This window comes from Pseudomonas sp. Irchel s3h17, from assembly GCF_900187505.1.
In the GTDB taxonomy this organism is placed as follows: Bacteria; Pseudomonadota; Gammaproteobacteria; order Pseudomonadales; family Pseudomonadaceae; genus Aquipseudomonas.
In genome coordinates, this window is the sequence record NZ_FYDL01000006.1 from 110,695 (window position 1) to 128,709 (window position 18,015).

An 18,015-nucleotide genomic window follows, 5' to 3' on the forward strand; every position below is an offset into this window, starting at 1 on the left:
TTGCTGACTCTGCCAGGACTCCAGATGAATCGTAATGACCTGCGTCGTGTCGACCTGAACCTGTTGATCGTGTTTGAAACACTGATGCACGAACGCAGCGTGACCCGCGCCGCGGAGAAGCTGTTTCTCGGCCAGCCAGCCATCAGCGCGGCGTTGTCTCGCCTACGCGGCCTGTTCGATGACCCGCTGTTTGTTCGCACCGGCCGTAGCATGGAACCCTCCGCCCGCGCGGTGGAAATCTTCGCCCTGCTCTCGCCGGCCCTGGACTCGATTTCCACCGCGGTCAGCCGAGCGGCCGATTTCGACCCGGCCACCAGCACCGCGGTGTTCCGCATCGGCCTGTCGGATGACGTGGAGTTCGCCCTGCTGCCCATGCTGCTCAAGCGTCTGCGCGCCGAAGCCCCCGGGATTGTCCTGGTGGTGCGTCGGGTCAATTACATATTGATGCCGAGCCTGCTGGCCTCGGGCGAAATTTCCATCGGTGTCAGCTACACCACCGACCTGCCCGCCAATGCCAAGCGCAAAGTGCTGCGTCGCAGCCTGCCCAAACTGCTGCGCGCCGACACCATGCCCGGGGCCTTGAGCCTGGACGACTTCTGCGCCCGCCCCCACGCACTGGTGTCGTTTGCCGGCGACCTCAGCGGCTTTATCGATGAAGAACTGGAAAAGCTCGGACGCAAGCGCCACGTGGTGCTCGCCGTGCCGCAGTTCAATGGCTTGAGTACGTTGCTGGCGGGCACCGACATTGTCGCCACCGTGCCGGACTACACCGCCGAAGCCCTGACCGCCGCCGGTGGCGTGCGCGCCGAAGATCCGCCACTGCCGACCCGCAGCTTCGAACTGCACATGGCCTGGCGCGGCTCCCAGGACAATGATCCGGGCGAGCGGTGGCTGCGTTCGCGCATACAAATGTTCTTTGGCGATCCTGATAGCCTCTGAAGAGCCTCACGCAATACCCCGATGTTGATGTCCAACTTTCCGGGGTCAGATCAAAAGAGGCGGACACCATCGCCCTTTGATGCAGGAGTTCGGAAGGTAACGTGGCCGGATGTTTACCGAACGTTACGCTTGAGGCCGGAGTTTCGGAAAGCCCACGGTTACGCCTCACCCGGCAATTCCCTGCGGCCTGCGGCCAGCCGCAGCATCCTGTCGCCGATGCGTGAGGACGGTGAACAGCTTGGTCGATTCAACGTTCGCAGCTTGATACGCGAGCTTGATTTAGTCAGTAAACAACCCGGATCACATGCCTGCAAACGAGCGACGGTAGAAAGACTCGATATCCCGGTTTGGCGTTAGCGCAGCAGGTCGATGTTCTCGTCGATTCGGCCTTGAATGATATCAAGGGCGTCTTGGGTGATCGCGTGTGGGCAAATGTTCTCGGCGATGGCCCCAAACTGGCTCGCGACGCGGCAAATTCTGTCAATGATGCCGCCAGCAGTCGCCGCTGAGACCTCTGCTTCATCTGCAAGTCTGAGCATCGCTTCTCGATCAATCTCCAAGGCCTCGCCCATCACGTCCATCTGGTGATAACCGCCTGGTCCCTCGCAGAAAGTCACGTCGTAGGCCGGCGCCAGCCGCCATGCACCGGACGGCGACATGACGTAGGCGAAGTTTTTGGGGTGGTCGTCTCGGTTGTTGAACGCGACATTGAAGACGGCACGCTCGAAGGCGATAGCTTTCTCTCGCACATCGTTGGTGCACATCTGTGTCGCACGCAAGAAGTTGACATAGTCCAAGGCCCCCGGTGACTTGTAGTCAGCCCCGGTAAAGGCTGCAAGGCTTTGCATGGGCACGCGCTGACCGCCCATACGATCAAAGCGTTTACTCGCGAAGGCTGCCAGCCCGTTGGGCAGATTGAAGTGCTGCGTGTCCGGGGTCTCGATGCCGCACATGCGCAAGCACTCGGCATAGACCATTTCGATAGCACACACCTCGGGATGTTCTTCTTTTGCCGGGAACTTAATCAGCCAGGCTTCAAAGCCCGGCTTGGCGGCGGTGGTAAAGGCTCCTGTTTGAGGATCGCGATAGACCAACGCCTTTGGCCTTGCGCCTTGAGGCGAGCCCCCCACCAGCAGCAACGTCTGCAGGAATTCCCCACCTTCACCATTGAGAACTTCCTGAATCTCAGCCGCAAGCAGCTCAAGGGGGATATGCGCTTCCGGCTCCCGCCCCTCGGGCGCCACGGGCTCGAACGACATTGCCCCCATGGCATTCTTGCCAATATAGCCCAGCCGCTCCAGAGCGCCGATGCGTGCTGTGTTGAGGCCGCGGCGCCTGAACAACCGGTCCATCAGCAGCATGCCCCAACCGTCAGGTAAAGAGTCGTAGACAGCCCCTGGCAGGCCTAACTGATGGGCCGGAAAGCCTCGACGTAACTGGGGGCCGTCCAATGGAAGTGTGTAGGACGACAGCTCCAAGCCTCTACTCTTCGCTTCATTGCTGTACTCGAACACAATCTGCGGGCGACCGGTGATAGCGGTCGTAGACACAAGCGTGCCCCACAGCCAACGTTCACCCCAACCATCGTAGTAGACGTCAACTTGCTCAAGCATTGTCGGACTTCCTCTTGGCACGATGACGATTGACACTGTTTTCGTATCGGCGAATGTCTTCAAGGCTGTCCAGCTTTGGCAAGAACAGTCCTTCGAGCTCCTTGGTTCGTCCAAGGACCATGGCCACACGGACCACATTCTCGAACCCGACATTGCGCCCAGCTTCGAGGTTGGACACGGTATTGGTCCCAATACCGGCGCGACCGGCCACATCGGCTTGCGTCATCTGTAGCGCCAGCCGCTCCGTGCGCAGGCGATTGCAGAGCCGCTTGACGATCTCACTCGGCTTACTGAAGCTTAAATCCAACATAGCGTGCCTTCCGTCGCTAAACACCACTTAACACCCAAAATTATAGAATTAACCACAGTCCAGTTCAACGCTCGTAATTCCCAGTATTTGTGTTTTTCTGCGAGTTGCCTGCATTATCAACAATTCAAGAAAGACTTCTGTGGTGGGTTTGGGGCTGTTGCACAGCCCAGCGCGAGCAAGCTCGCTCGCCACGGGGCCTGCGTACGACGATCCCTCCCCCATAACTGCGCAACATGACCCTCCTAGACGGCTCGACTGCCGCTCATATCATTCCGAATGATAGTTACCTTTGCCTCATTCGATTCGTGAGATAGAGACTCGCGAAGCATCATCCGCCCATCTCAATACATTGGCGGATGCATCCATGGAACAGTCACTCAAACATTTGCGCTTGCCCTTGGCCGCCTTGGCCTTGCTGGTGATGAGCGCCTGCGGCAAGACGCCGGATTCGGCCGCCGCCATGCCTGCTGCCAAGGTCAGCGTGGCCAAGGTGCTGGAACAACCGGTCAACGAGTGGGACGAGTTCACCGGCCGCCTCGAAGCACCGGAAACCGTCGAGATCCGCCCACGGGTCTCGGGCCAGATCGATGAAGTGGCCTTCACCGAAGGCGCGCTGGTGAAACAGGGCGACCTGCTGTTCCAGATCGACCCGCGTCCGTTCCAGGCCGAGGTCCGCCGCCTCGAAGCCCTGGTCACCCAGGGCCGTGCCAATGCGACCCGCAGCGAAAACGAAGCCCGCCGTGGTGAACGCCTGCGCACCAGCAACGCGATTTCCGCGGAACTGGCCGACTCGCGCACCAGCGCCGCCCAGGAAGCACGGGCAGCGGTCGGTGCCGTCCAGGCGCAACTGGACCTGGCCAAACTGAACCTGAGTTTCACCCGGGTAACCGCGCCGATCAGTGGCCGCGTCAGCCGCGCCGAGATCACCGCCGGCAACCTGGTGACCGCCGATGTCACCCCACTCACCAGCGTGGTCTCCACCGACAAGGTCTACGCCTACTTCGACGCCGATGAGCGCGTGTACCTCAAGTACACCCAGCTCGCCCGCCAGGGCCAGCGCGGTCAAACCACCCCGGTTTACCTGGGCCTGTCCAATGAAGACGGCAACCCGCACCTGGGCCAGATGAACTTCATCGACAACCAGGTCAACCCCAAGACCGGCACCATCCGTGGCCGCGCGGTGTTCGATAACAGCAAGGGCGAATACACCCCTGGCCTTTACGCGCGCCTGAAACTGGTGGGCAGTGGCACCTATTCGGCAGTGTTGATCACGGACGAAGCGGTGGGCACGGACCTGGGCAAGAAGTTCGTGCTGGTGATGGACGCCGACAACACATCGGTCTACCGCGCCGTTGAGCTGGGGCCGAAGATCGAAGGCTTGCGCATTGTGCGCAGCGGCCTGAACAAGGACGACACGATCATCGTCAAGGGCCTGCAACGGGTGCGCCCGGGATCGCCGGTGACCCCTGAAGTGGTCCAGATGGCCAGCCAGGAAACCCTCGCGGCCCTTGCACAACAACGCCAGGCGCTTGAAGCCAGCAACCTGCCCCAAGTCGCGCCCGCCAAGGTTGCGCCGGGCACGGCTGTGAAACTCGCCGCTGCGACTCCACGCGGTTAAGGGATACAGACTCCGATGAATTTTTCCCAGTTCTTCATTTCACGGCCGATCTTCGCTGCGGTGCTATCGCTGCTGATCCTGATCGCCGGCAGCATCTCGCTGTTCCAACTGCCCATCAGCGAATACCCGGAAGTGGTACCACCGACAGTGGTGGTGCGTGCCAACTTCCCGGGGGCCAACCCCAAAGTCATCGGTGAAACCGTCGCCGCGCCCCTGGAGCAGGCCATCACCGGCGTCGAGAACATGCTGTACATGTCCTCGCAGTCCACCGCCGACGGCAAGATCACCCTGACCATCACCTTTGCCCTGGGCACCGACCTGGACAACGCCCAGGTGCAGGTGCAAAACCGCGTCACGCGCACCGAGCCCAAGCTGCCCGAAGAAGTGACCCGGATCGGCATCACCGTGGACAAGGCCTCGCCCGACCTGACCATGGTGGTGCACTTGACCTCGCCCGATAAACGCTACGACATGCTCTACCTGTCCAACTACGCCCTGCTCAACATCAAGGATGAGCTGGCGCGCCTGGGCGGCGTCGGCGATGTGCAACTGTTCGGCATGGGCGACTACTCGCTGCGGGTGTGGCTGGACCCGAACAAGACCGCTTCGCGCAACCTGACCGCCACCGATGTGGTCAATGCCATTCGCGAGCAGAACCGCCAGGTGGCCGCCGGTGCACTGGGTGCGCCACCGGCACCGAATGCCACCGCGTTCCAGCTCTCGGTCAACACCCAGGGGCGCCTGGTGTCCGAGGAAGAGTTCGAGAACATCATCATTCGTTCCGGCGACAACGGTGAGATCACTCGCCTGAAGGACATTGCCCGCGTCGAACTGGGCTCCAGCCAGTACGCCTTGCGCTCCCTGCTGAACAACCAGCCGGCGGTGGCGATCCCGATCTTCCAGCGCCCGGGCTCCAACGCCATCGAGATCTCCAACGAAGTGCGCGGCACGATGGCCGAGCTGAAGAAGAACTTCCCCGAAGGCATGGACTTCAGCATCGTCTATGACCCGACGATCTTCGTGCGCGGCTCCATCGAGGCAGTGGTGCACACCCTGTTCGAAGCGCTGATCCTGGTGGTGCTGGTGGTGATCCTGTTCCTGCAGACCTGGCGCGCCTCAATCATCCCGCTGGTGGCGGTGCCGGTATCGCTGATCGGTACCTTCGCCGTGATGCATATGTTCGGCTTCTCGCTCAACGCGCTGTCGCTGTTCGGCCTGGTGCTGGCCATCGGCATCGTGGTGGACGACGCCATCGTGGTGGTGGAGAACGTCGAGCGCAACATCGGCCTGGGGCTGACCCCGGTGGAAGCGACCAAGCGTGCCATGCGTGAAGTAACCGGCCCGATCATCGCCACGGCGCTGGTGCTGTGTGCGGTATTCATCCCGGCGGCGTTCATCTCCGGGTTGACCGGTCAGTTCTACAAACAGTTTGCCTTGACCATTGCCATCTCGACCGTGATCTCGGCGTTCAACTCGCTGACCCTGTCGCCAGCATTGGCGGCGGTGTTGCTCAAGAGCCATGACGCGCCGAAAGACCGTTTCTCCAAGGTCCTCGACACGCTCTTCGGCGGCTGGTTGTTCCGTCCGTTCAACCGCTTCTTCGACCGCGCCAGCCATGGCTATGTCGGCACTGTGACCCGCGTGATCCGCAGCAGCGGTATCGCCCTGCTGCTGTACGCCGGCCTGATGGTGCTGACGTTCTTCGGTTTCTCCAACACGCCGACCGGTTTCGTGCCGGCCCAGGACAAGCAATACCTGGTGGCGTTCGCCCAACTGCCGGACGCGGCGAGCCTGGACCGTACCGAAGAGGTGATCAAGCGCATGTCCGACATGGCGCTCAAGCAGCCGGGCGTGGAAAGCGCGGTGGCCTTCCCCGGCCTGTCGATCAACGGCTTCACCAACAGCCCCAACGCCGGCATCGTGTTCGTCACCCTCAAGCCCTTTGACGAGCGCAAGGACCCGAGCGAATCCGCCGGGGCCATCGCCGGGGCCTTGAACGGCCAGTACGCCGATATCCAGGAAGCCTACATGGCGATCTTCCCACCGCCGCCGGTACAGGGCCTGGGCACCATTGGCGGGTTCCGCCTGCAGATCGAAGACCGGGGCAACCTGGGCTATGAAGAGCTGTACAAGGAAACCATGAACATCATCAACAAGAGCCACAACGTGCCGGAACTGACCGGTTTGTTCACCAGCTACACGGTGAACGTGCCCCAGGTCGATGCCGCCATCGACCGTGAAAAGGCCAAGACCCACGGCGTGGCCGTCAGCGACATCTTCGACACCCTGCAGATCTACCTGGGGTCGCTGTATGCCAACGACTTCAACCGCTTCGGTCGCACCTATCAGGTCAACGTCCAGGCCGAGCAGCAGTTCCGCCTCGAGCCGGACCAGATCGGCCAGCTGAAAGTACGCAACAACAAGGGCGAGATGATCCCGCTGGCGACCTTCATCAAGGTCAGCGACACCTCGGGTCCCGACCGCGTGATGCACTACAACGGCTTTATCACCGCTGAAATCAACGGAGCCGCCGCCCCTGGCTACAGCTCGGGCCAGGCGGAGAAAGCCATCGAGAAGCTGCTCAAGGAGGAACTGCCCAACGGCATGACCTACGAATGGACCGACCTGACCTACCAGCAGATTCTGTCCGGCAACACCGCGTTGTTCGTGTTCCCGCTCTGCGTGCTGCTGGCGTTCCTGGTGCTGGCGGCCCAGTACGAGAGCTGGAGCCTGCCGCTGGCGGTGATCCTGATCGTGCCGATGACCCTGCTGTCGGCCATTACCGGGGTGATTGTGTCCGGTGGCGACAACAACATCTTCACCCAGATCGGCTTGATCGTACTGGTGGGCCTGGCGTGCAAGAACGCGATCCTGATCGTCGAGTTCGCCAAGGACAAGCAAGAAGAAGGCATGGACTCGCTCAGTGCGGTGCTGGAAGCCTGCCGCCTGCGTCTGCGGCCGATCCTGATGACCTCGTTCGCCTTCATCATGGGGGTGGTGCCCCTGGTGTTCTCCAGCGGCGCCGGTGCCGAAATGCGTCACGCCATGGGTGTGGCGGTGTTCTCCGGGATGCTCGGGGTGACCTTCTTCGGGCTGCTGCTGACGCCGGTGTTCTACGTATTGATCCGCCGTTATGTGGAGCGCAGCGACGCCCGCAAAGCGGCCCGTGCCCTGAAACTGGAGGCGCAACAATGAGCCTGAAAGCCTTCCTGCCAAGCCTGCTGGTGCTGGCCCTGAGTGCCTGCGCCGTCGGCCCGGACTACAAGACCCCGGAGACGGCAGCGGCCAACATCACGTCCGCGACCGTGGGGGCCAACGGCGAGCAGAACTTCGACCGCGCCCGCTTCGAAGGGATCTGGTGGCAGCAGTTCGAAGACCCGATCCTCAACCAGTTGGTGAACACCTCGCTGCAGGGCAACCGTGAGTTGCGGGTAGCCTTTGATCGCCTGCGGGCTGCCCGGGCGTTCCGTGATGATGTCAGCAATGACGCCATGCCGGTGGTCACCAGCCGGGTCAGCAGTGACTTGGCCAAGGGCCAGATTCCCGGCCAGACCACCGACCGGGTCAGCAGCGAACGTTATGACCTGGGCCTGGACATGGCCTGGGAGATCGACCTGTTCGGACGTATCCAGCGCAACCTGGAAGCGGCCGACGCCGACACCCAGGTGGCCGCGGCCGACCTGTACCAGCTGCAAGTCACGATGATTGCCGAACTGGTGGACGCCTACGGTCAACTGCGTGGCGCGCAATTGCGGGAGAAGATCGCCCTGGCCAACCTGCAGAACCAGCAGGAGTCGCGCAAGATCACCATCAGCCTGCGCGACGCCGGGGTCGGCGACCAGCTCGACGTGGTTCGCGCCGACGCACGCCTGGCGTCGGTCGAAGCCAGCGTGCCGCAGTTGCAGGAAGTGCAGATTCGTCAGCGCAACCGCATCGCTACCCTGCTGGGCGAGCGTCCGGACAAGCTCAGCGTCGACTTGAGCCCCGCCAGCTTGCCGGCGATCGCCAAGGCCCTGCCGATCGGTGATCCGGGCGAGTTGCTGCAGCGCCGTCCCGACATCCTCAGCGCCGAGCGCAAACTGGCCGCGGCCACGGCCCGGATCGGCGTGGCCAAGGCCGACCTGTTCCCACGGGTCAGCCTCAGCGGCTTCCTCGGTTTCACCGCAGGACGTGGCTCGCAGATCGGCTCATCCGCTGCCAACGCCTGGGCGCTGGGCCCCAGCATTACCTGGGCCGCCTTTGACCTGGGCAGCGTCCGTGCCCGCTTGCGGGCCGCCGATGCCAACGCCGACGGCGCCCTGGCCACCTACGAACAGCAAGTGTTGCTGGCCCTGGAAGAATCGGAAAACGCCTTCTCCGACTACGGCAAGCGCCAGCAACGCCTGATCTCGCTGATTCGCCAAAGCGAGTCGAGTCGCGCCGCCGCCGACCTGGCGGAAATTCGCTACCGCGAAGGCACCGCGGACTTCCTGGTGCTGCTCGACGCCCAACGCGAACGCCTGGCGGCCGAAGACTCGCAGGCCCAGGCCGAAGTCGACCTCTACCGCGGCATCGTCGCCATCTACAAAGCGTTGGGTGGTGGCTGGCAACCCGAAACCGTCGCCAGCAACTAAGCTTACAAGTGCTCCTTTGGTTGGCCGCAACCAACCAATTCTTTGCCCCGCGCCTCATTCGGTCGCGGGGTTTTTTTTGCTTCTTCACAGGGCTAAACGGCACATCGCGGAGGCCGCGATTGCGCATGGACCCTGCCTTTGTGGCGAGCGAGCTTGCTCGCGCTGGGCACGTAGTGGCCTTGGCGGGTGATTGCGCTCTTTCAGGCAAGGCGCGGCGATCTTTTTGGGGTTGCTGCGCAACCCAGCGCGAGCAAGCTCGCTCGCCACGAACAGTAAGTCGCAGCGGCTGCGATTGCGCATGGACACTGCCTTTGTGGCGAGCGAGCTTGCTCGCGCTGGGCCGGGCTGGCGCTCCAGCACGTAGTGTCCCTGGCCGGGTGATTGCGCTCTTTCAGGCAAGGCCTCGGCGACCTTTTTGGGGTTGCTGCGCAACCCAGCGCGAGCAAGCTCGCTCGCCACGAACAGTAAGTCGCAGCGGCTGCAATTGCGCATGGACACTGCCTTTGTGGGGGTCGATGTTGTTTGCCACATCAGTGTGAAGCTGATCACAGCTGTCTTCGTCATAGAGCCCATCGATCACTCCGTCAGCCAAAGCAATTGGACAGGCCAGGCACAGGCCACTAGCCTTTATCCGCTACGCCAGCACCTGACCGACTGAAGCCCCCCACCATGATCGTCCGCCCCAAACCCAACCTGATTGGCCTGCTGTTTTCCCTCAAGGGTTCGATTGCCAAGCGCATTGCCCTGCGCTGCCTGCTGGTGACGCTGCTGGCGTCGGTCATTGTGCTGGTGGAAACCTGGCACCCGGCCTACTTCTCCAGGGTCAATGTCACACCTTTCACCCTGCTGGGTTTGTCGCTGTCGATTTTCATGAGTTTCCGCAACAACGCCTGTTACGACCGTTGGTGGGAAGGTCGCAAGCAGCTGGGGCAGATGATCGTCGAACTGCGCTCGCTGATTCGGCAAACCCAAATGCTCAAGGACGACAGCCAGCGCGAACCGCTGCTCAGAGCGCTCTGCGGCTTTGCCCATGGCCTGGTCGCCCGCCTGCGACTGGAGGATGAAGCGGCCGCCATCCAGCCCTGGGCGGACACCACCCCGGACCGCCGGCACCCGAACCTCACCGACCGCCTGCTGCAACGCATCGGTGCGCGCTGCTTGCAGCTCGCCGAGGATGGACGAATCAGCGAATGGCGCTACACCCAACTGGAAAACCGGCTGGTCAGCCTGAGTCAGGTCCAGGCCGCCTGCGAACGGATCAAGTTCACACCGCTGCCGTTCCCCTACACCCTGTTACTGCATCGCACCATTTACCTGTTCTGCATCCTGCTGCCGTTCGCCATGGCCGGGCCGCTGGGCTGGCTGACACCGGTGATTACCGCCATCGTCAGCTACACCTTTTTCGGTCTCGACGAAATTGGTGACGACCTGGAGGACCCGTTCGGCTTCGATGAAAACGATCTACCCTGCAATGCCATCCTGCGCACCCTGGAACGCGAAGTGCTGGCCGCCCTGGGCGTTGACGATCTTCCACCGACACTGGCACCGGTCAATTACGTGTTGACCTGACCCCGGGTTTGACTCACGACGCCAGCTGACCGAAGCTTGCACCCTTGCACACGTTGTCAGCGCCCGGATTACTGCATGCCCAAGCCTCGCCGCTATTTGATCATCAGCCTGCTTGCCCTGTTTGCCATCACCGTCGCCTGGTTTTCCCTGCGCAATTCGGCCCCCCAGGTGCCTGAGACCATCAAGCGCGGCTACAGCGAAGCCCTGGAACGGGCGCGCAATGGCAAGCCCGGTGCGGCCCGAGTGCTTTATCAGCAACTGGCCCGCCCGGACATCTCGGACAAGCGGCGCGTCTGGCTGCATGCCGAACTGCCCAATTACCCGAGCCCTCAGGCGTTGAAGCTGGCGGATGCGGACTTGCTCAACCCATCGGTAGCGGTCCGCCAGGCCGCAATCAAGAGCATCGTCGGGCTGGTCCCCAGCGGTCAGCGCAGTCTGTTGCTCGGCCCGTTGCTCGACGACAGCGAGCAAGCCGTGCGTTTTGCTGCCGCCAACGCCTTGCTTGGCCTGTCGCCCGATGACCTGGGGTTATATTTCGGGCCCTTGCAGCAAGTCATCGATGAATATGAGCAGTCGCTGAAAAACCAGCCCGTCACCGCGCAAAGCCAGTACCAGCTGGCACGCCTGCACCTGCACAACGCCGAACTGAAGCAAGCGCAGCAGGCGCTCGATGCCACCTTGCGCCTGGACCCGGGGAATCTGCCGGCACTGGTGCTGCAGATCGACGTGCTGGATAAGCAGGGGCAAAGCGAAGCGGCCCAGCAGTTACTGGCCAGGCAGCTCAAGGCCCAACCCGATTCGGCTTACCTGCAGCACGCCCTGGGGATGTGGCTGCTGCATCACGGGCAGAACGAGTTCGCCCTGCTGGGGCTGTCCAGGGCTGTGGAGCTGGAACCCAATAACAAACAATATCGCTACGACCTGGCGACAACCCTGCATGAGGAGCAGGAGTTGGAGGCGGCGCAAAAACAGCTACAAGAGATCGTTCAGCGCCATCCCGCCGACCGCAAGGCCCGGGTACTGCTGATCAACTACTGGAAGGAAAGCGGCCAGCTGCAGAATGTCCAGGTATTGCTGGCACAGCTTGAGCAGATGAATCCGGACGACCCCGCCTTGCAGCAAGGCCTGTAATCGGCCGAGGTACAACGCAGGCGGCGGCACTCGATCAGGATCAAGTGCCGCCACATGGGGAGTGGTTCAGGACAGCATTTCCTGCATCAATTCCTGCAACTCGTCGAGGTCGAAGGGTTTGGCCAGGATCGGTGCCTTCTGCGCAATGGGACTGCCCGACTCGCGAATTTCCTGCGGATATCCACTGATGAAGATCACCTTCAGCTCCGGTCGCAGCTTCACCGCGGGCTCGGCGATTTGTACCCCCGAGATGCCACCAGGCAACCGGTAGTCGGTGATCATCATGTCCAGGTGGGGTTTGCTGGCCAGAATCGCGAAGGCCTCCTCGCCATCCACGGCCTGCAACACCCGATAACCCTCACCCGACAGATACGCGGCGAGCACCATCAGGATCGAAGGATCATCCTCGACAATCAGTACGACATCTTGTGCATCTTCACTCATGGGAAGCCTTTGTTCGGTCAATAGCTGCTATTACGACCCTGAGGTCATGCATAGGTTGCGTTTTTTTTGCCCGTCTTGCTACAGAGGCAAGCAAACACGGAACAACGCCCCTTGATCAATCTTGCTCTCGACACGGATGGTGCCACCGTGGGCCGTCACGATCTGCTCACAAATGAACAACCCCAAGCCAAGGCCGGCCACCCCATTCCTGGCACTCACCCGCTCGAACTGCTGGAAAATCCGCGCCTGGTTATCCTCGCTGATTCCCATCCCGCCGTCACGCACCTCGACCCGGGCCTGACCATCCCGAAGATAGACATGCACACTGATCGGCGCCTTGCCACCGTATCGCAAGGCATTGGTCAGCAAGTTGGACACCACCTGCTCGATTCGAAACTCATCCCAACGGCCTTCCACCGGCGGCCCGGCAACCAGCGTCACCGAAGCCTCGGCGGCTTCGATCTGGGGGGCGAAACTGTGCACCACCCTGCCCACCAGTTGCGCCAGGTCGAAACGACTCGGACGAATGGACAACTTACCCGTGCGAATCCTCGACACATCGAGCATGTCTTCGATCAAGTGGATCAGGCTGTTGATTTGCCGTTCATCGCGATCGACCATCGCGTGCATCTTGTCCAGGGTGAAGGCGGCAGCGTTGTCCCGGGCCAGGTGCATCTTGCGCAACTGGGTTTCCAGAATCAGCCCATTGAGAGGAGTGCGCACCTCATGGGCCACGATCGACATGAAGTCATCGCGCATGCGCACCGCACGCTCCAGTTCACCTTGTGTGGCTTGCAGTTGCTCGAGCAAGGTTTCCTGCTCGCGGCGGCTTTGCTCCAACGCCTCCAGCTGCAACTTCATCGCCTTGCGCTGACGGTACAGGTCGACAAACACCTTGACCTTGCTTTTCACCGCGCAGGTGTCCAGCGGCTTGTGCAGGAAATCCACGGCACCGCTTTCATAGCCTTTGAACGCGTAGTTCGTTTCCCGACCGGCCGCACTGACGAAGACAATCGGGATGTCCCGGGTCTTTTCGGTACCGCGCATCAACTCGGCCAACTCGAAACCATTCATACCCGGCATCTGCACATCGACAATGGCCAGGGCGAACTCGTGTTGCAGCAACAGCGACAGGGCTTCGTCGGCCGACTGCGCCGGGTAGACAGTATGCTGTTCACCGGCGATCAGTGCCTTGAGTGCCAGCAGGTTTTGCGGCAGGTCATCGACGATCAGCACGTTGGCCTGGATCTGACTCAGCATTTTCGGTAGATCCGTTCTGGTTTGACCAAGGGCTCGAACTGCTGGCCGTAGGCGGAGAACTCAAGGGTCTCCTTGCTACCCAGCGCCAGGAAGCCGCGATGGCACAGCGATTCATGAAACAAGCCAAAAGCCCGATCCTGCAGCTTTTTATTAAAATAAATCAATACATTACGACATGAAATGAACTGGACTTCGGAGAACACGCTGTCCGTTGCCAGGCTGTGATCGGCAAAGGTCACGTGCTCGCACAGGCTCTTGTCGAAAATCCCGTGGTCATAGGCGGCCGTGTAATAGTCGGCGAACGAGCGCCGGCCACCGGCCTGCTGATAATTCCGGGTGTAGGCGCGGATGTTGTCCCCGGAGAAGATCCCCCGCCGGGCCTTTTCCAGCGACCGCGGGTTGATGTCGGTCGCGTAGATGAGGGTGCGTTCCAGCAACCCCTCCTCGCGCAACAGAATCGCCAACGAATAGACCTCTTCCCCGGTGCTGCAACCGGCGATCCAGAGTTTGATCGAAGGGTAGGTCTTGAGCAGCGGCACCACTTCTTGGCGAATGGCCAGAAAGTGCGCCGGGTCACGAAACATCTCGCTGACCGGAATCGTCAGCAGTTGCAGCAACTGCATGAACGCGGCCGGGTCGTGCAGCACCCGCTCCTGCAAGGCCGAGATGGTCCTGCACTCGAACTGAGGCAGTGCGTGGTTGACCCGACGCTGAATCGACGCAGCGCAATAATCACGGAAATCGTAACTGTACTTGAGATAGATCGCTTCGATCAGCAACCGCAGTTCGATCTCGCAAGCGGTGCCTGAGCTGCGCTCCACTAAACTCTTTCCATCTTCGGTAGCCATACGCGAACCAGCGAGAACAGGCGATCCAGGTCAATGGGCTTGGCCAGGTAGTCATTGGCACCCGCTTGCATGCAGCGCGCCTGATCATCCTTCATCGCCTTGGCGGTCACGGCAATGATCGGCAGCTTGCGCCAGCGCGGCTCCTGGCGAATCCGGGCCGTGGCTTCAAGCCCGTCCATCTCCGGCATCATCACGTCCATCAGCACCAGGTCGATGTCCTCGACCGCATTGAGCTTTTCCAGCGCCTCGCGGCCATTGCGGCCAATGACCACGACGGCACCCTTTTGCTCCAGGGCACTGGTGAGGGCAAAGATGTTGCGCACGTCGTCATCCACCAGCAGCACCTTGCGACCCTCGAAGGCCCTGTCATGGCTGCGGGCAGTCTTGAGCATCCTTTGCCGCTCATGGGACAAGCGGGATTCGACTTTGTGCAGGAACAAGGTCACTTCATCCAGCAAGCGCTCGGGAGAACGCGCGCCCTTGATGATGATCGAGCGTGAATAGCGGAGCAGTTCCGCCTCTTCATCACGGGTCAGGTTGCGCCCGGTGTAGACGATGACCGGCGGGAACGAGCAGATGTCTTCGCTGGACATGCGCTTGAGCAGATCGTTGCCGAGCATGTCTGGCAGTTTCAGGTCGATGATCATGCAGTCGTAGAGGTTGTCGCGCAGCAGGTCCAGCGCGTCCTGGGCAAACCCCACGGCAGTGATCTCGATGTCATCGTCGCCGATCAGGCGGGCAATGCTGTCGCGTTGCAGGTCGTCGTCTTCAACCAGCAGCACCCGCTTGACCTTCTGCGTCAGCTTGGCCTCCAGGCGTGCAAACACGCCCTTGAGCTCTTCGCGGGAGGTCGGCTTGACGGCATAGCCGACCGCGCCCATCTGCATGGCGGCCTCGACGCGGTCCTCGACCGAGATCACATGGACCGGAATATGCCGGGTGTCGGCCTGTTCCTTGAGACGCTGCAACACGGTCAGGCCGGAGTGGTCCGGCAAGCGCATGTCCAGCAGGATCGCATCGGGCAGGTACTGTGTGGCCAGTTCATAGCCCTCGTCGGCACCATGGGCCACCAGGCATTGATACCCCAACTCATGCGCCAGGTCGTAGAGGATATGCGCAAAGTTGACCTCGTCCTCCACCACCAGAATGCACCGGCTGGCAAATGGCGCGTTGTCGCGGTCATCGGCGCAGCGTGGCGCCTGCGGTGCGCCATCCCGGGGTTTGGCGAGCGTCGCGGGTGCAGGCACTGCGGTCATCGATTGAGTCTGCCGCGCATCGTCCTCAACGTAACGCTCAGGCAGCACCAGGGTGAAGACACTGCCCTGTCCCGGCTCGCTGCTGACGCTGATCGATCCACCGAGCAAGGCCGCCAGGTCCCGCGAGATCGATAATCCCAACCCCGTGCCGCCGTAACGACGATTGGTGGTGCCGTCGGCCTGGCGGAACGCCTCGAAAACACTTTCAAGTTGATCGCTGGCGATACCGATCCCCGAATCGCGAACCACAAAACCGATCCTGGCGTCCGGCTGGTGGATGACGGTCAGGCTGACCGTGCCGGTTTCGGTGAACTTGATCGCGTTCGACAACAGGTTCTTGAGCACCTGCTCCAGGCGCTGGGGATCGGTGAACAGCATCGGCGCTGCATCCGCCTGCACGTGAGCCGTGAACACCAGTTGCTTGTCGGCGGCCAGGGGCACGAACATCCCGCGCAGGCCATCTACCAGCCGCGCGACACGGGTGTTCTGCGCCCGTATCTCCAGCTTGCCGGCCTCGACTCTGGAAATGTCGAGGATGTCATTGATCAGCTTCAGCAAGTCGTTGCCGGCCGAGTAGATCGACTCGGCGTACTGCACTTGCTCGGCACTGAGGTTCTCATGGGGGTTCTCGGCCAGCAGTTTGGCCAGGATCAATGAACTGTTCAGCGGTGTGCGCAGTTCATGGGACATGTTGGCCAGGAACTCGGACTTGTACTTGCTCGAGCGCTGCAGTTCTTCGGCACGCTCTTCGAGCTGCGCCTGGGCCTGGTGCAACTCGGTGTTTTTCAGGTCCAGGACATCGCGCTGCTCGGCCAGGGTGAGTGCCTGGTCTGCCAGTTGCTCGTTGGTCTGCTCAAGCTCGACCTGCTGGGTTTCCAGGTGGGCCTGGGACTCCTTGAGAATCCGCGACTGCTCCTCCAACTCTTCGTTGGCCGCCTTGAGTTCTTCCTGCTGCACCTGCAACTCTTCGTTGAGCTGCTGGGTCTCGGCCAGCACCTCCTGCAGGCGCTGGCGATAGCGCGCCGCCTCGAGCGAGGTGCCGATGTTGCCGGCAATCATCTCCAGCAGTTCGATATCGCGCTCGTCCAGGGCACGCAAAAAACCCAGCTCGATCACCCCGTTGACCTGGTCGTCGTTCGTGGCAGGCACCACGAGCACGCTGCGGGGCATCCCTTCGCCCAACCCGGAGCTGAATTTGAAATAGTCGCCCGGGACATCGTCCAGGCGGATCAAGCGACCTTGCCGGGCCGCCTGTCCGGCAAGGCCTTCGCCGTTGGCGATCGATTGTCCGCGCGCTTGCTGCTCACTGGAGAAACCATAACTGGCCACCCGGACAAGGCCGCCATGATCGTCCTTCACATACAGGGCCGCGACGACACTGCCCAGGTACTGGGCACAAAACTGCAGGATACTGCGACCCAACAGGTTCAGCGTCATCTGGCCGAGGACCTGCTCGGCCAGTTCGGTCTGCCCCTTGCGCAACCAGGCTTGCTGCTCCAGGCGCCGGGCGCTCTTTTGTTGCGCGGCGAGGTTGGCACTGTAGCTTTTCGAAAGGCTGACCAGGTCCCGGCGCCCGACGTAGGCCAGCAAGCCACTGATGCCGACGATGAACAGCACGTACAGGGAGATGCTCCAGATCGTCGTGCGACGAACCTCTTCGTTGCGTGTGGCGCGCAGCTGTTGCTCCATGCCGGTGACGTCTTCGTACTGTTTGCGGATTTCGTCGGTCAGGCGCTTGCCACGACCGACCTTCACCGCCGCGCGGTAGTCGCCGCTGCTACGTTGCAGGTCGATCATCGTTTGGGCATAGGCATTCCACTCGGTTTGCAATGCCTCGATCCGACGCAACCGGTCAAGCTGTACCGGGTTGTCCGCCGTCAGCTCCTGCAAGGTGTTGAGCGCCACGATGATCCGCGGCTTTGCCGTTTCATAGGGGTCAAGGAAATGCGCGTCACCGGTCAACAGATAGCCGCGCATGCCGGTTTCCAGGTCAACCGTCAGCTTCACTGCTTCGTTGGCGTTATTGATCACCCGGTCGGTCTGCTCGACCTTCTGCATGACCGACATCAGGTAGGTGATCAGGGAGACAAAGAACACGACGCTGAGGACACCCAGTCCCAGCGGCAAACTGACGTTACGACTCAGGAGTTTGCGAAAGCTTTGCTCATCAACCGAAGACGAAGCGTTCATTGAGAGGCCTTGGTGAACTGTCACAAGAGAAGGAGTTTGCCCCAAAAGCGAATGTGGGATCCATGTTTCTGACAGCCTAGCCAGCAATTGCCGGTATTGCCCTCTAATGATCCCGAGACGCGCAAGATCGCCGCCGATTCCTGTACATTAACAGCTTTGCTGTACAGCTTTGCGAACGTGTCGGGTAGCGCTAATCATTGATGAAGATGCCGGACATTGTGATG

Annotated in this window: 12 protein-coding genes and 1 pseudogene; 7 read left to right on the forward strand and 6 right to left on the reverse strand. The window is 61.3% G+C overall.

Annotated elements, in window-relative coordinates:
• Nucleotides 1–24: 24 nt before the first annotated feature.
• Both CKW25_RS10180 and CKW25_RS10185 read left to right on the forward strand, forming a co-directional pair.
• Nucleotides 25–939, forward strand: a complete 915-nt coding sequence (locus CKW25_RS10180; RefSeq protein ID WP_095079050.1) for a LysR family transcriptional regulator — start codon at nt 25–27, stop codon at nt 937–939.
• A gap of 105 nt (nt 940–1,044) precedes the next feature.
• Nucleotides 1,045–1,284 (forward strand): annotated as a pseudogene (locus CKW25_RS10185) (IS3 family transposase); the annotation flags it as partial.
• A gap of 8 nt (nt 1,285–1,292) precedes the next feature.
• Here the strand turns inward: CKW25_RS10185 and CKW25_RS10190 are convergent.
• Entirely contained in the window at nt 1,293–2,552 is a 1,260-nt protein-coding gene (locus CKW25_RS10190; RefSeq protein ID WP_095079051.1) for a type II toxin-antitoxin system HipA family toxin, read from the reverse strand.
• On the reverse strand, nt 2,545–2,862 hold the full coding sequence (locus CKW25_RS10195; protein ID WP_095079052.1) for a helix-turn-helix transcriptional regulator: 318 nt from the start codon (nt 2,860–2,862) through the stop codon (nt 2,545–2,547). Before CKW25_RS10195 ends, CKW25_RS10190 begins: the two co-directional genes overlap by 8 nt.
• 364 nt (nt 2,863–3,226) lie before the next feature.
• Between CKW25_RS10195 and mexE the strand changes: the two genes are divergently transcribed.
• The 5 genes from mexE to CKW25_RS10225 all read left to right on the forward strand — a co-directional run bounded on the left by mexE (nt 3,227) and on the right by CKW25_RS10225 (nt 11,793).
• Nucleotides 3,227–4,480 (forward strand): multidrug efflux RND transporter periplasmic adaptor subunit MexE, encoded by a 1,254-nt coding sequence (gene mexE, locus CKW25_RS10200; protein ID WP_095079053.1) that lies wholly within the window; start codon nt 3,227–3,229, stop codon nt 4,478–4,480.
• 15 nt (nt 4,481–4,495) lie between these two features.
• Nucleotides 4,496–7,675 carry an efflux RND transporter permease subunit gene (locus CKW25_RS10205; protein ID WP_095079054.1) on the forward strand — a complete coding sequence of 1,060 codons (3,180 nt, stop codon included), beginning with the start codon at nt 4,496–4,498 and terminating at the stop codon, nt 7,673–7,675.
• Nucleotides 7,672–9,093: an efflux transporter outer membrane subunit gene (locus tag CKW25_RS10210; protein WP_095079055.1), complete on the forward strand. Its 1,422-nt coding sequence runs from the start codon at nt 7,672–7,674 to the stop codon at nt 9,091–9,093. The genes CKW25_RS10205 and CKW25_RS10210 overlap by 4 nt, the downstream gene beginning before the upstream one ends.
• Nucleotides 9,094–9,762: 669 nt before the next feature.
• Nucleotides 9,763–10,662 (forward strand): bestrophin family protein, encoded by a 900-nt coding sequence (locus tag CKW25_RS10220; RefSeq protein ID WP_095079057.1) that lies wholly within the window; start codon nt 9,763–9,765, stop codon nt 10,660–10,662.
• A 75-nt stretch (nt 10,663–10,737) separates the two neighbouring features.
• Entirely contained in the window at nt 10,738–11,793 is a 1,056-nt protein-coding gene (locus CKW25_RS10225; protein ID WP_095079058.1) for a tetratricopeptide repeat protein, read from the forward strand.
• Nucleotides 11,794–11,859: 66 nt separating this feature from the next.
• Here the strand turns inward: CKW25_RS10225 and CKW25_RS10230 are convergent, their stop codons facing one another.
• The 4 genes from CKW25_RS10230 to CKW25_RS10245 form a co-directional block, all read right to left on the reverse strand.
• On the reverse strand, nt 11,860–12,237 hold the full coding sequence (locus CKW25_RS10230; protein ID WP_095079059.1) for a response regulator: 378 nt from the start codon (nt 12,235–12,237) through the stop codon (nt 11,860–11,862).
• Nucleotides 12,238–12,315: 78 nt separating this feature from the next.
• On the reverse strand, nt 12,316–13,497 hold the full coding sequence (locus CKW25_RS10235) for a hybrid sensor histidine kinase/response regulator (RefSeq protein ID WP_095079060.1): 1,182 nt from the start codon (nt 13,495–13,497) through the stop codon (nt 12,316–12,318).
• A complete protein-coding gene (locus CKW25_RS10240; RefSeq protein ID WP_095079061.1) occupies nt 13,491–14,345 on the reverse strand; it encodes a protein-glutamate O-methyltransferase CheR in 855 nt (284 codons plus the stop codon). The genes CKW25_RS10235 and CKW25_RS10240 overlap by 7 nt, the downstream gene beginning before the upstream one ends.
• Nucleotides 14,318–17,791, reverse strand: a complete 3,474-nt coding sequence (locus CKW25_RS10245; protein ID WP_095079062.1) for a response regulator — start codon at nt 17,789–17,791, stop codon at nt 14,318–14,320. Before CKW25_RS10245 ends, CKW25_RS10240 begins: the two co-directional genes overlap by 28 nt.
• Nucleotides 17,792–18,015 lie beyond the last annotated feature (224 nt).